This is a genomic window from Cytobacillus sp. Hz8 (assembly GCF_042263505.1).
In the GTDB taxonomy this organism is placed as follows: Bacteria; Bacillota; Bacilli; order Bacillales; family Cytobacillaceae; genus Bacillus_BE.
Genome location: NZ_JBHKFI010000012.1, coordinates 58,290 through 72,169, shown reverse-complemented (window position 1 = coordinate 72,169; position 13,880 = coordinate 58,290). Strand labels below are relative to the sequence as shown.

Sequence of the window (13,880 nt, the reverse complement as noted above, 5' to 3'; positions counted from 1 at the left end):
AATCTTCTCATCGTTATTCTAATAGAAGATTGCTTTTTTCTTTTGTAATAATTGAAAATAGGGAAGTTCTATTCTTCCGTTTTAACTTCCTTTACTTCTTCTTTTACTTCAGCTTTTTCATCATCCTCAATAATACCCTTTGTTGAGGATTTAAATTCTTTTAAACTTTGACCAACAGCCCTCCCAATTTCAGGCAATTTTTTAGGGCCAAAAATAACAAGGGCGATGACGAGAAGTAATATTAATCCGGGTACTCCAATATTTGAAAACATCTATACCCACTCCTTAAACATAGAAAGTTTTTTCAAAGGGTTTAACTGGATTAAACTTTGTTGAACTCTTTATTTCTAGTATAATACTTTCCGAATACAATGACGAAAGGAATTATGCCAATTTTAAGAGTTTTGCCTTTTTAAGCGCCTAATACATAGAATAAATATCGGCTCATTCCTTCCGCCAATACAAGAACAGCAAGGGCAACATAGATAAAGGAAAGAGAAATTTTCTTCTTATCCGCTAATGATAAAAAGCCTAAACCGCCTAAACCGATTACCTCAATAATCCAGCGAATAGCAATCGTTCCTTGATAGTTGTGTAAAGAACTTATCGCATTCGTACCGGCAATCATATTGATATCTTGAGAGCCTGCAGAAAATAGGGCTACACCTACCAATTGAACAGCAATCCCAAAGATAGCTATGAAGAAGGAGTACTTCGTGAGATTTTTTCCTAAGTTCGGATCTGCTTTTAACATCGGAACGATAAAGCTAACAGCCAACACTGGCCCAAGAACGAATGCCGTTCCATAAAAAGATGTAAAAGTATTAGCAGAATGCCAGCCGTTGATTAGAGAGTGTGAATAAATAGATGCCATACAATAAATATCAAATGCTCCAATTACAGTTGAAAGGAGAAGTAACCAAAAATTTACCTTTTTTTGCACTAAACTTAATCCAGCTGTAATACATGCTGCAGCGATAAAGAAGCCTGTTACTAAAATCTCGCGACTCATCCAGGAAGAGCCTAAATGTCTTAACGTGTTAAAAGCATTGCTTGGCGCACCTAGATGGGCAAATGAAGCTCCTAATCCAATAATGGACAAGACAGCGATGACAATTAAAGGGAGCTTCATAGCTTGAAAGGTTTGTTCTTGTCCAAGCTTAGCAATTTTGTAATAGAATAGCGCTAGCATAAAGATTCCGCCAATAGCAGCCTGTGTACAAACCGTAAAGATTAATAATGCCCATTCATGCATGAGGAACCCCTCCCTTATTTATAATTAATGACGATATTTGGTTTAGTGATGGAAGCACTTGGCATTCCTTTTATTTCATTGACTTTTCCATATTTCTTGCGTAATTCATCGATTGGTCCAAATTCAATTGCACGCATAATACAAGAAGCAACACATACAGGTTCTTCACCATTTTCCCGTAAATCCAAGCAAGTATCACATTTGGTCATCTTGCCAAGTTTTTCATCGAATTGCGGACCTTGATATGGACAGTTCCATTCGCAGTACCTGCATCCTACACACTTATTATGATCTACAACAACAACTCCATCTTCTTCTCTCTTATGCATAGCGGTCGTCGGACATGCTTTGACACAACCTGGATCATCGCAGTGATTACATGAAAGAGAGATATGATAAGTAGTTGGATGAGGGAAAGTCCCTTCTTCAAAGTCATACACCCTGCGGAAATTTCTTCCGACTTCTAAATCACTTTTATCTTTACATGCAATGGTGCATGTTTTACATCCTATACATTTTGCTACATCAATAAAGAAACCCATTTGAGCCACAATCAGGACCTCCTTCTTTATTAGAATTTAATAATGCGCTGTGGCCACTTCACATCTTCTTCGAGTGGCTCTCCGTCCCATTTCTCAACATCGCATCTTGCTGAGTTAAAGCCTGAAGCTCCTAAACCGGTTGGTATATGACCTACTAAATAGTTGTCAGCACCTGCATGGTCAATTCCTTTTTCATCGATATCCACCCAAGCTCCGTGCGGTAGGGCAACCACTCCCGGCATTAAAGTCTCTACTACCTTAGCAGGGCGTAAAGATTTTCCATATTCATTGGACAAAAGAACCGTTTCACCATCTTTTATTCCAATCTCTTTCGCATCCTTTTTGCTTATATAAACCGGATTTGGCCAAGCTTCACGTAATTGTGGGACATTATCTAACGTACTGTGTGACCGTCTTAAATAATGTGGATTAAAGACTTGGAATGGATATTTTCCTTTTTTCTTTTTCTTCCAATCTGCGAATGTTGATTCATAACCATGTACTTTAGGTTCATATTTGGCAATTGGGGCAATCTCAGAAAATGCCTTTTTGGATTCTTCGTTTAATGCTTTACAATAGATTTCGAACTTTCCACTTTCACTGGAAACTGGATTAGCTTTTGGATCATCAATGAATTTTTTATAAGCGATGGCTCCAAAATTGTCACCAGGCTTTCTTGGAACTTGATAAATTCCCGTATCCACAAATTCTTTTAAAGAAATCCGTCCTTTTTGCGGTTTTCCTGTTACTCCCCAATCTTTTAAATCTTGAGCAGTAATGGTGCATAATGGTTCAAAATCCGCACCATTTTCTTTTACTACCATACTTCCCGCTAATTGATTAAAATACTGTTGTTTTTCGCTGATTGGATAAACTGCTTTTGGATCTTTCCCTAACTTTTTCAAAAGTGCTTTTGCTATTTCTTGATCGGTTTTTGACTCATATAATGGTTCAATAATTTTTGACCATGTAATGAGAATTTCACGATTTCCTCCAGTCACAGAACCCGCTGTTTCCCATTGAGTTGCTACTGGTAACACGATATCAGAGTATTTAGCATTCGTTGTCAATGCATAGGCGTTGGTGACAACAAATTCAACTTTTTTATGTGCTTCAATTCCTCTTCCAATATTACTTTTGGTTTGTAGAGTAGCGTTGAAACCATGATAGATAAATTGAATATTTACCTTTCTTTCGCCTTCACCTATTTGCAAGTACTTTCCATCTAAAACAGCATCCCAAATTTGATTATCATTGATGATATTTGTTACCGGATTTGTAACAGGTGGTAATCCTCCATCGCCAGCAGTTAAAAGCATTGGCCCATTGTTTCCTGAATATTCCCAACAACTAACACCCGTCATATTTCCTGAGCTTCCCATATGTCCCGTCATCATTCCAAGAGTTGAAAATGCTTGCACCCAGCCTTCACCATTGCTTATCCTTGCAACAGCCCAACCCGTTAGTAACGCAACACGTTCAGTTCCCCCTATATCTCGAGCAAGCTGACGAATTCTCATTGGTTCCACTCCACAAATTTCTGAAGCCCACTCAGGTGTTTTCGGTTGACCATCATAAGTTCCAAGAAGATAATCCTTGAAGTTTTCTTTCGGATCTACTCCCTTCAGCATATGATCTTTATCGAAACCAATCGTATATTTATTTAAAAAGTCCCATTTAATTAATGGATTCTTTTTCGGATCATCCTCATCCAATAAGGTATACATAATACCCAGTGCCAACGCATGATCCGTACCTGGTCGAATAGGTACCCAATCCGCATCAAATACACTGGCTGAAGCAGTATAAAGTGGATCGATACAAATAAAGCGTGCTCCTGCTTTTTTCGCCTGATAGTAGTTGTAGGTTGCACTTCCCATCGTACTCCAAGCAGGGTTAACCCCCCAAAGAACAATCAATTGGGAATTTCTCATGTCAAGACGGTCATTAATCCCATCAACCATTAATCCTTCTCCTACTCCAAGCTTATCATACGTATATAGCCAAGCTCCCCATGAAGTCGTACCCGTATGGTCGGTATATCCGCCCATCGTTGACATAACCTTACAAACATCTCCACCACCAGAAACAAAAATAGATTCTTTCCCATACTTTTCTTGAATTCTCTTTGTTTCTGAAGCAATATGTTCAAGAGCCTCATCCCAGGAGATTCGAACCCATTGGTCCTTTCCGCGGAGCTCTTTGTTTCCGCCACCTGGCTTCCAATGTTTTCTCTTCATCGGATATTTTATTCGATCCGTATTAAAGACTTGACGCCGTTGAGACCTGCCCCTTAAACATCCTCGTTGTTGTGGATAATCCGGACTATCTGGATGTGTATCATCTGTTTTTTGCCGAATGACAACTCCATCCTTTACAAGAACCTTATTTAAGCAGCGACTTCCACAGTTATGCCAGCAAGCAGCGGTTCTCCATACACCTTCTCCACTTGCATCTTCCGTTCCAATGGTTGTTTTTGCTTTAGCCACTAAACCATGACTCACTGGAATGGCTGCTGTTGCAGCAACTGCTGATGACCAGCCGATGAAAGATCTTCTTGTCATTTTAAATTCATTTGCTTTTTTAAATAAATCTAACATGGTCATTCTCCTTTCTTAGAAAATAAAATCTATATCAAAAGTTTCTATGAAACTTATGATTCACTTTGAATGAATTCTCTTTATTTTGCTTGCCATTTCTCAGGAAGAATTGTTTTTCTTGAACTCAATTCCTGACAAATCTTGAATGATCCCAAACTTCAATCCATTTTATCCTTTGGTCAATTAGCTTATCTTTTTGTGAGGCAATTCACATATTTACATAAATTCATTATACAATTTTGGGTAATCAGAACATATGGCCCCCAAAAACAAAAATTACGGTCAAATTTTGTACGATATGACATGGAAACCAATGACATTACTTTAAAATAAGACTCCATCCTAAGCACCTATTCTTTCCACTAGGCAGAATGTTCATTATTCCTTATAGTCATACATATTTTCTTTCTTAGCTCTTCACAAAAAAATAAGCCCTGATACTAAAAATGTACCAGGGCTTACTATATCTTTTATGGGGATTTTTTGATTTATACTTCTTCCTTTTTCTCCTCTTTTACTTCCTCTGCTTCATCATCCTCGATAATTCCTTTTGTAGAAGATTTGAATTCTCTCAAGCTTTGACCAATCGCTCTACCAATCTCAGGTAACTTTTTAGGGCCAAAAATAACTAGGGCAATCACTAAAACGAGGATTAATCCGGGTATTCCAATATTAGAGAACATCTATACCCACTCCTTAAGCTTTAACTAAAATTACTTTGATAAAATCTTCATTATGTGGAAATATATTTCATTTGAGACTTTGATTAAACACCTAAAACATAGAACAAATACCGACTCATTCCTTCTGCTAATACAAGAACTGCTAAGGCGACATATATAAAGGAAAGAGAGAATTTTCTTTTATCCGCTAGAGATAAGAATCCTAATCCACCTAACCCAATTACCTCAATAATCCAGCGAAGGGCAATCGTTCCCTGATAATTGTGAAGTGATGCACTTGCATTCATACCGGCAATCATATTGATATCCTGAGAGCCTGCAGAAAATAAGGCTACTCCTACCAATTGAACAGCAATCCCAGAAATAGCGATAAAGAAGGAATACTTGGTGAGATTCTTGCCTAAACCTGGATCTGCTTTTAACATTGGTACAATAAAACTAATGGCTAACACTGGTCCAAGAACCAATGCTGTTCCATAAAAAGATGTAAATGTATTGGCAGAATGCCAGCCATTGATTAGGGAGTTCGAATAAATTGATGCCATACAATATATATCAAAAGCTCCAATTACGGTTGAAATAAGAAGCAACCAAAAATTCACCTTTTTTTGCACTAAGCTTAATCCGGCTGTAATACATGCTGCAGCAATAAAGAAGCCTGTTACTAAAATCTCACGGCTCATCCAGGAAGAGCCTAAATGTCTTAACGTGTTAAAAGCATTGCTTGGCGCACCTAGATGGGCAAATGAAGCACCTAGTCCAATAATGGACAAGACAGCGATGACAATTAAAGGGAGCTTCATAGCTTGAAAGGTTTGTTCTTGTCCAAGCTTAGAAATTTTGTAATAGAATAGTGAAAGCATAAAGATTCCGCCAATAGCAGCTTGAATACAAACTGTAAAGATTAATAACGCCCACTCATTCATGACGAAAACCTCCTTTATTAATAATTAATGACGATATTTGGTTTGGTGATAGAAGCATTTGGCATTCCTTTTATTTCATTGACTTTTCCATATTTCTTACGCAATTCATCGATTGGACCAAATTCAATCGCACGCATCACACAAGAAGTTACACATGCTGGTTCTTCACCATTTTCCCGTAAATCTAGGCAAGTATCACATTTAGTCATCTTGCCAAGTTTTTCATCAAATTGCGGACCTTGATATGGACAGTTCCATTCACAATACCTGCATCCTACACATTTATCATGGTCTACAACCACAACTCCATCTTCGTCTCTCTTGTGCATGGCAGTAGTTGGACACGCTTTTACACAACCAGGATCATCGCAATGATTACAAGAAAGTGAGATATGGTAAATAGAAGGGTGCGGATAAGTTCCTTCTTCAAAATCATAAACTCTGCGGAAATTTCTTCCGACTTCTAAATTATTTTTATCTTTACAAGCAACCGTACATGTTTTACACCCAATACATTGGGCTACATTGATAAAGAAACCCATTTGAGCCATAATCTACGACCTCCTTCATTTAAAATTTAACAATGCGTTGTGGCCACTTCACATCTTCTTCAAGTGGTTCACCGTCCCATTTTTCTAAATTACATGTTGCTGTATTCCAGCCAGAGGTTCCAAAGCCAGTTGGAACCGGTCCACACAACATATTATCAGCACCTGCTTTATCTACTCCTAGCTCTTCATCCATTTCGACCCAGGCACCGTGTGGCAACCCAATAACACCAGGCATCATTGATTCCATCAAATGGGCTGGACGCAGCACTTTTCCATATTCATTTGATAACAATACCGTTTCTCCCTCTTTAATGCCTAGTTTTTTCGCATCACTTTTATTGATAAATACAGGATTCGGCCAAGCTTCTCGCAACCATGGAACATTATTAAGCGTACTGTGTGAACGTCTTAAATAATGTGGGTTCATAACTTGGAATGGATATTTTCCTTTCTTTTTGCTCTCCCAATCATCAAAAGTAGATTCATAGCCTTTTGGTTTTGGAACATATTTTGCGATTGGAGATTGCTCTGTCCATCCAGTTTTAGAAGTTTCGGCAATTGTTTTACAATAAATTTCGAATTTACCAGACTTAGTAGGTAATGGATTCTTTTTAGGGTCTTCTACAAAATTTTTATATGCTATGCCCCCGTATTGGTCTCCAGGTTTTCTTTCAACCTGATAAAGGCCATTATCCAAGAATTCCTTTAGTCCAATTCTTCCTTTTTGAGGCTTTCCTTGAACTCCCCATTCACTGATATCTTGAGCAGTAATCGTCACTAAAGGCTCAAAATTAACACCTTTTTCATCGATAACGGTACTTGTTGCAAGTGTATTAAAGAAAGCTTGTTTTTCATCAAATGGGTATACTTTTGAAGGGTCCTTCCCGAGCTTTTTCATTAATTGTTTTGCAATCCACACATCGCTCTTTGCTTCATACAACGGATCCACAATTTGGGTATAGGCAATTAAAATCTCACGGTTTCCTGATAAGACTCCTCCGACTTTTTCCCATTCCGTTGTAACAGGAAGGACAATATCAGAATATTTGGCATTTGTATTTAATACATAAGCGTTTGAAACGACAAATTCAACTTTTCTTGCAGCCTTTATCCCGCTTGAGATATCAACACGGGTTTGCATGGTTGCACCAAAGGAATTGTACATTAGCTGAATATTGACTTTCCGCTCCCCTTCATCCTGTTGATGAAATTTTCCGTCAATGACTGCTTGGAAAATTTCATTGTGATTAATCGTATTAGTAACAGGATTTTCTGGAATGATGTATCCATTCATACCAGGTTGGATTAATATTTGCCCTCCGTTACTAGCACGAGAGTGACAACTTACTCCGGTCATTCTTCCTGAGCGTCCCATGTGTCCAGTCATCATTCCTAAAGTCGAAAAGGCTTGTACCCAGCCTTCCCCTTCATTTATACGGGCAGGTGCCCATCCAGTAAGTAGTGCTACACGATTGGTAGAACCAATTTCACGTGCTAATTGACGAATTTTGCGTGGTTCAACGCCACAAATTTCAGATGCCCATTCAGGTGTCTTTGGTTGTTGATCAAATGTACCGAGTAAGTAATCTTTAAAGTTCTCTTTTGGATCTGCTCCCTCAGGCATATGGTCCTTGTCAAAACCAACCGTACAACGATTTAAGAAATCCCAATCAATCAATGGATTTGTTGAAGGATTATCTTCATCTAAAAGTGTATACATCATGCCTAGTGCCAAAGCATGGTCTGATCCTGGGCGTACAGGCACCCAATCCGCTCCAAGAATATTGGCCGTATCATTATAAATTGGATCTATTGAAATAAATCTTGCACCAGCCTTTTTGGTTTGAAGGAAATTGTAAGCTGGACTTCCTGCAGAGCTCCAAGCAGGATTCATCCCCCAAAGAACAATCAGTTGGGAGTTTCGCATATCAATTCTATCGTTTATGCTGCTTTCTGGTGCTGGCCCAACACCCATCATATCTGGAACAAATGTCCATGCGCCGCGAGAAGTAGTTCCCCAGTCTGTATTACATCCTCCGTAATCAGAAAGAACGTTGACCATATCTCCTCCACCAGTAACCCAAATAGAATCATACCCATATTTTTCAGAAATACGTTTTATTTCACTTGCAACATTATCTAAGGCCTCATCCCAAGAAATCCGAACCCACTGATCTTTTCCACGTAATTCCTTCTTTCCTCCACCGGGCTTCCAGTTTTTACGCTTCATTGGATATCTAAGGCGGTCCGCTCCAAACACTTGTTGTCTTTGAGAACGGCCTCTAATACATCCCCGTTGTTGTGGATAATCTGGGCTGTCCGTATGGGTATCATCAGTTTTCTGACGAATAACTACCCCATCCTTAACAAGAACCTTGTTTAAACAGCGTCCGCCGCAGTTATGCCAGCAAGCAGCCGTTTTCCAAACACCCTCTCCACTAGCATCTTTTGTTCCAGCTGTTGTTTGTGCCTTTGCTACTAAGCCATGACTCACAGGGATTGCAGCTGTAGCGGCAACAGCGGATGACCAGCCAATGAATGATCTTCTTGTCATTTTGAACTCATTTGCTTTTTTAAATAGATCTAGCATTTGTAATTCTCCTTTCCTAGAAAATTATTGAATGAAATCTATCTTCAAAAGTTCATTGAGAACTTCTGAATCCATTTTTAAGTAAGAATTTAATATTTTCGCCATTCCTCTAAAAAATTGAGTATCTGCATGCTCAATCACTTTTTCGCAAAACTCAGATACATATGGCAATAGATGGTGATTCAAAAATTCCTGTTGCTCATTAAGAAGATATTTCACTTCTTCTAAAGCGCCCGTTTCTTCTTCAGATAGCTTTACACATCGATTGTTTAGGTGATAGAGGAAATCCAATTCCAAGCCAATATGATCGTCTGCTTCAAAATTGACATTGAACACTTTATATCCAAACTGCTCATATTCCTTCCTCACATCTATCGTATTCTGTTGAAAAAGCAGTCGATCTTTTCTGACATAGACAGATTCCCATGGAGGAACCGGCAGTTCAAAAGGTCCAATAAACATTCTGGTATAGTCCCAATGTAAATCATCAAAATGAGATTGATTATGAACAACATCGAATTCAGAAAGATATTGCTGAATCTCATTTACTCCTTCTTCAATTTCTGGTGAATCATCAATAAACGGAAATTGTTTAATCATTCTTTGTTGCGCGAATAATTTGAGATATTCTTGTGATGGTTCCTCAATAAAAAATCTTCTTAAAATATCATAAGCGTACTCTCTTGCAAATAAGAGATGGGATAAATCGGATACAGTCATTTGAGTGTTCGTTTGTGTCATCATTTTTCTCCTCCTTCTTCCTTCAGAAAAACATCTTCTATTTCAAATAAATCAGGGGTTGTCCAATCTAAAGCGATTTCTCGAATTTGCGATTCCCCTTCTTCAAACTCAACCACATTCGATGAAATGGCGAGCTCAATATTTTTATTCTTCAAATAATGAATCGCCTCAATTGGAAATTGAAGAAAATCATGGTTGCTATTTTCATAGAAAGGAATAAGATTTTTCCCCAAGATAGCAGCAGCTTTTTTTCGATCTTTTCCAAAGACCTTTACTGTTTTGAAAAAATAATCCAGATTGGAGTAAGAATATGTTTCATCGAGAATTCGATCAAGATTCTGCTGATAAATTTGCCCAGTGTATTTATTTTCCAATGAGCAATAATGGACACCAAGCTGCAAGTTCTCCTGTAAAGCAAATTCCACAAGTTCTAAACAAGCTTCTTCACTCTCTGCAACGGCGAGTCCTCCAGCATACCAATAGTTATAAAACATTTCATAAGGAGGATTCTTCAACTGAAATCCTCGTTCTTTAAAGGCTTTTGCATTTCCTAACGGGAAACAAAACTCCAATAAATTGATACCAAAAACCCCTAATTGATCTAGCTTTAACAACAGTTCCTTCATTTCATTCAAGGTTCCCGGAATAACTGGCATTTCTACAAGAATATTGGGGATATATTTTTGGGCTAATTCAATTTTGCGGAAAATATGATTAATTTTATGGATTGAATCCTCCATCTTAATGCTAAAACGAATTTCATTTAACTTCGTTTTTTGAAGTCTTTGGAGGGTTTCTTCATCCAATAAATCTCCTGTTGTATATAATCTCGTGTAGGTTTCAGGAGTTTTCTGATTAGCAAGCTCAAAAAAGGAGATCATTTCGTCTTTAAATAAAAGGGGTTCTCCTCCAGTTAAAGCAAGGTGTTTTAACTTGACACCACTTTCAAGTAATTGAAGTAGCTCCTTCTCAATATCTTTTTGTTGATCTTTATAAAATTCATAATCATCCTGATTTGGATTAAAGCAGAAATAGCAATGGCGATGGCATTTTAATGAGGTATAAGTTGTATAGCTACCCGTTCCTGTTTGACAGGCTTCACATGCACTGGAGATTCTTGTGGTCATAATACTTTTTTTGTTATTACGTATGACAGCTCCTTTTTCTTCAAGCTGTTTCAATTTCAAGTTTTTCTTGTTATAAGGTTGTCTTGGCTGTAGCGACAAACCAAAGGATTCTATATTTTTCAGAGTTACTGCTTCAATATTGGTATAAATTTGGGCGTATTCATTAAAGGATTTATTTTTAATCAAACTCAAATTATCTATACTTACTTTTCTTATCATCCTGTTCACATCCTAAAGGTTAAAATCTAATTCCTGAAGTGATTTGTGATAGAATTCACATAAGTAAATTATACTATCTGGAAAAAATCAAGAGTATGGCTCCAAAACACAAAAAAAACAAGAAAATTTTGTACACCCTGACAAAGGCAAAAAAAAATACACATTCATGTTGAAAGTGCATTTTTTTATTTCCATTAATATCAAGTATTATTTAAAGATATCCATGATTCCTATCTAATGAGCAATCATAAACCCTTTTCGTTTTACACATGGGATGCATTCATCGTTAGCATCTGACAAAGTTTCGAACTGTTTGTGACAGCTTGTACATGTTTTATGCAATTTTGGAATATCAATAGGGGTATTTGGCATCACCTTTTCTTCAATAACAATCGCTTTTTCTGGACATGTATCTTGGCAAAGTCGACAGGCAGAACATTTCTGCGCTGAAATCATAAAGCTTGAATCAGTGATGGTGAAACAATTTTTGTCACAAAGCTTTTGACATGCTCCACATAATGTACATTGATCCGCATCTAAAGAAATTTGCGCAAATTGGTAATTAGGATAATATTTTGCAAGATCTAAGTCATTTTGATTGAACCGCCATTTGGCAGGAACCATTTGTTTCATTAAAGACTGGCCTTCTTTTCTCCAAGCGGTCAATAATTCTTTTCTCGTATATTTCTTTTCTTCTTGTTGAATTTCTTGAAAGCTCACAGAAATTAAAGGCTCTCCCAATACTTCCAGGATACGATTGACTTCATAAATCTTTTCTTCCCAATTCCCATCTAATTCATTATCTTCCGTAATAATGGTTTTAACACCTTTTTTATAAAAGATTAATAATTCCTTAACTTCAGGAGCTTCTTCTGTTTTGAAGGCGACTAATTGATTTTGAATGATCATTCTTTGAGGGAAAATTCCTGCAACAGCTTGTACTGGGCATGCAGCAATGCACTTTCCACATTCATTGCATTTGGCGGCATTTAAAATTGGAATCCCGTTCTTAATGGAAATCGCATTTCGCTGACACACTTCTACACAGTTTGAGCAAGTGGACCTTGGACTTTTTTGACGTGTACATTTTTGTAAAATTTCATATTCATAGTCTAAGCTCTCAACCCATTTTTCAAATAACCCCACTCTTAACACTCCTAAAAAAGGTTATATTTTTCATCTTGTGATTGTATTCACATTTATTCCATTATAAATTTTTTGTATCCAATTCGGTATAGTTACAAAGGACAAAAAGACAGACAAAATTTTGTCTATTCGTCACAAGCTTTTCTTACGATTCTGTGACTTTAGTTGTACTCATAAATATTCTAGGGGTAAGATAAAAATTATTAGCAACAAAAGATAGGAAGGACATGATTATGAAAGAAAGCTATATGGTCCCAGAATTTTTACAAGAATTACTAATGGCTTCTGATAATGGAATGGACTTCATTGTGAATAAGTTATCTCAAATCCTCGATCAACCTGTTCTTGTAACAGACCCTCTCTTTAAAGTTCTTTCTGTATCCCTTGATGATCGTATGAACGCCACTTTGGATATTCGTATGAAAGACACTCTGGAAGAATCTTTGAATCAGGAAATTTTGCAATCTGTCATTTCTTTAGAAGGTGAACACTTTGATGCCATTGGCTATCCAATCACTTCAAAAAATCAAATACTTGGTTATCTCTTTATTATTCTTTCAGGAAAACGTTTACTTGATGAATTAAAAGAGTATGAATCTATAATTATGTATGTATCTTCTTTATGTTCTTTTCACTTAAGAGAAAAATTCGTCATAAAAAAAGAACGATATCGTTTTAAGGAAGCATTTCTATTTGACTTACTCTATGGAAATCTAAAAAAAAGAGATGATATCATTTCTTACGGTGCTATTTGGAATTGGGATTTCACCAAGCCACATTTCATATTAATTTTTTCGCTGATTGACTACGATTATTATTCTACTGACAAAGATTTGATTCAAACACTTTTTTATATCGTAGAAAAGATGCTCATTCAAAATGAAATTGAACCGATTCTATTTAAAAAACAAAATGAAGTCGTTGTCATTCTCCCTAATACAAATGAGAAAAATATAAATGAAACCAAGGGGTTAGAGGATTTTATTGCTCATATTCTTGCACAAGCTCAAATGACAGGGCTCCCTAATCGAGTCGGCGTAGGAATTGGTAAATTATATTCCAATCCAAAGGAATTATTTCGTAGCTACCAAGAAGCAAAGGTTGCTTATGAATTGGGATTATTATTAAAAATCAAGTTTCCTTTTTTCAATAATTTAGGAATTGAACGTCTTTTATATAAGCATGATTTACAAGAGCTAAAGGAATTTTATTATCATGTTTTAGGAAATTTAGAACAATATGATGAGCAGCATAATGGTGAACTGATGTATACCATTGAGAATTTTGCAAAATATCAGTTTGATTTAAAACAAACATCAGAAAAACTATTTCTTCATCGGAATACCCTTAGATACCGAATTAAAAAAATAGAAGAAGTGCTGGACATCAAGCTTGATGACATCAATAATCGCTTAAACATAACTGCAGCCCTAAAAATAAAGCAGTTACACAAATTGTAATTTTCAATTTGTTTAGTGCGATTGTTACCAGCAATAAGTT

The 13,880-nt window shown here is 36.8% G+C and carries 12 protein-coding genes; 1 reads left to right on the top strand and 11 read right to left on the bottom strand.

The annotated features are described in order from the left end of the window. Window positions 1-68 precede the first annotated feature (68 nt). The 11 genes from tatA to ACE38V_RS15045 all read right to left on the bottom strand — a co-directional run bounded on the left by tatA (window position 69) and on the right by ACE38V_RS15045 (window position 12,380). Window positions 69-272: a twin-arginine translocase TatA/TatE family subunit gene (gene tatA, locus ACE38V_RS15095; protein WP_375842428.1), complete on the bottom strand. Its 204-nt coding sequence runs from the start codon at window positions 270-272 to the stop codon at window positions 69-71. A gap of 140 nt (window positions 273-412) precedes the next feature. Further along, a complete protein-coding gene (locus tag ACE38V_RS15090) occupies window positions 413-1,255 on the bottom strand; it encodes a dimethyl sulfoxide reductase anchor subunit family protein (RefSeq protein WP_375842426.1) in 843 nt (280 codons plus the stop codon). Window positions 1,256-1,269: 14 nt separating this feature from the next. After that, window positions 1,270-1,806, bottom strand: a complete 537-nt coding sequence (locus ACE38V_RS15085; RefSeq protein ID WP_375842424.1) for a DMSO/selenate family reductase complex B subunit — start codon at window positions 1,804-1,806, stop codon at window positions 1,270-1,272. 20 nt (window positions 1,807-1,826) lie between these two features. Next, window positions 1,827-4,397, bottom strand: coding sequence for a molybdopterin-dependent oxidoreductase (locus ACE38V_RS15080; protein WP_375842423.1), 2,571 nt, complete (start codon window positions 4,395-4,397; stop codon window positions 1,827-1,829). Between the two features lie 488 nt (window positions 4,398-4,885). Next, the gene (locus ACE38V_RS15075) at window positions 4,886-5,080 is read right to left on the bottom strand and encodes a twin-arginine translocase TatA/TatE family subunit (protein ID WP_375842421.1); all 195 of its coding nucleotides are present in this window, start codon (window positions 5,078-5,080) and stop codon (window positions 4,886-4,888) included. Between the two features lie 83 nt (window positions 5,081-5,163). Beyond that, on the bottom strand, window positions 5,164-6,006 hold the full coding sequence (locus ACE38V_RS15070) for a dimethyl sulfoxide reductase anchor subunit family protein (RefSeq protein WP_375842419.1): 843 nt from the start codon (window positions 6,004-6,006) through the stop codon (window positions 5,164-5,166). A gap of 17 nt (window positions 6,007-6,023) precedes the next feature. After that, on the bottom strand, window positions 6,024-6,557 hold the full coding sequence (locus tag ACE38V_RS15065) for a DMSO/selenate family reductase complex B subunit (protein WP_375842417.1): 534 nt from the start codon (window positions 6,555-6,557) through the stop codon (window positions 6,024-6,026). 19 nt (window positions 6,558-6,576) lie between these two features. Further along, window positions 6,577-9,147 carry a molybdopterin-dependent oxidoreductase gene (locus ACE38V_RS15060; protein ID WP_375842416.1) on the bottom strand — a complete coding sequence of 857 codons (2,571 nt, stop codon included), beginning with the start codon at window positions 9,145-9,147 and terminating at the stop codon, window positions 6,577-6,579. Between the two features lie 24 nt (window positions 9,148-9,171). Then, window positions 9,172-9,888 carry a TorD/DmsD family molecular chaperone gene (locus tag ACE38V_RS15055; RefSeq protein WP_375842414.1) on the bottom strand — a complete coding sequence of 239 codons (717 nt, stop codon included), beginning with the start codon at window positions 9,886-9,888 and terminating at the stop codon, window positions 9,172-9,174. Next, the gene (locus ACE38V_RS15050; protein ID WP_375842413.1) at window positions 9,888-11,234 is read right to left on the bottom strand and encodes a radical SAM protein; all 1,347 of its coding nucleotides are present in this window, start codon (window positions 11,232-11,234) and stop codon (window positions 9,888-9,890) included. The genes ACE38V_RS15055 and ACE38V_RS15050 overlap by 1 nt, the downstream gene beginning before the upstream one ends. 234 nt (window positions 11,235-11,468) lie before the next feature. Continuing rightward, window positions 11,469-12,380, bottom strand: a complete 912-nt coding sequence (locus ACE38V_RS15045; RefSeq protein ID WP_375842411.1) for a 4Fe-4S dicluster domain-containing protein — start codon at window positions 12,378-12,380, stop codon at window positions 11,469-11,471. A gap of 233 nt (window positions 12,381-12,613) precedes the next feature. On the opposite strand from ACE38V_RS15045, the gene ACE38V_RS15040 reads away from it, so the two are divergent. Next, window positions 12,614-13,840 (top strand): PucR family transcriptional regulator, encoded by a 1,227-nt coding sequence (locus ACE38V_RS15040; protein WP_375842409.1) that lies wholly within the window; start codon window positions 12,614-12,616, stop codon window positions 13,838-13,840. Window positions 13,841-13,880 lie beyond the last annotated feature (40 nt).

What these genes read in the sequence shown, in the direction of transcription:
- ACE38V_RS15075 (WP_375842421.1), bottom strand. Translation starts at nt 5,080, where the DNA reads ATGTTCTCTAATATTGGAATACCCGGATTAATCCTCGTTTTAGTGATT.
- ACE38V_RS15050 (WP_375842413.1), bottom strand. Translation starts at nt 11,234, where the DNA reads ATGATAAGAAAAGTAAGTATAGATAATTTGAGTTTGATTAAAAATAAA.
- ACE38V_RS15060 (WP_375842416.1), bottom strand. Translation starts at nt 9,147, where the DNA reads ATGCTAGATCTATTTAAAAAAGCAAATGAGTTCAAAATGACAAGAAGA.
- ACE38V_RS15070 (WP_375842419.1), bottom strand. Translation starts at nt 6,006, where the DNA reads ATGAATGAGTGGGCGTTATTAATCTTTACAGTTTGTATTCAAGCTGCT.
- ACE38V_RS15055 (WP_375842414.1), bottom strand. Translation starts at nt 9,888, where the DNA reads ATGACACAAACGAACACTCAAATGACTGTATCCGATTTATCCCATCTC.
- ACE38V_RS15090 (WP_375842426.1), bottom strand. Translation starts at nt 1,255, where the DNA reads ATGCATGAATGGGCATTATTAATCTTTACGGTTTGTACACAGGCTGCT.
- ACE38V_RS15065 (WP_375842417.1), bottom strand. Translation starts at nt 6,557, where the DNA reads ATGGCTCAAATGGGTTTCTTTATCAATGTAGCCCAATGTATTGGGTGT.
- ACE38V_RS15080 (WP_375842423.1), bottom strand. Translation starts at nt 4,397, where the DNA reads ATGTTAGATTTATTTAAAAAAGCAAATGAATTTAAAATGACAAGAAGA.
- ACE38V_RS15040 (WP_375842409.1), top strand. Translation starts at nt 12,614, where the DNA reads ATGAAAGAAAGCTATATGGTCCCAGAATTTTTACAAGAATTACTAATG.
- tatA (WP_375842428.1), bottom strand. Translation starts at nt 272, where the DNA reads ATGTTTTCAAATATTGGAGTACCCGGATTAATATTACTTCTCGTCATC.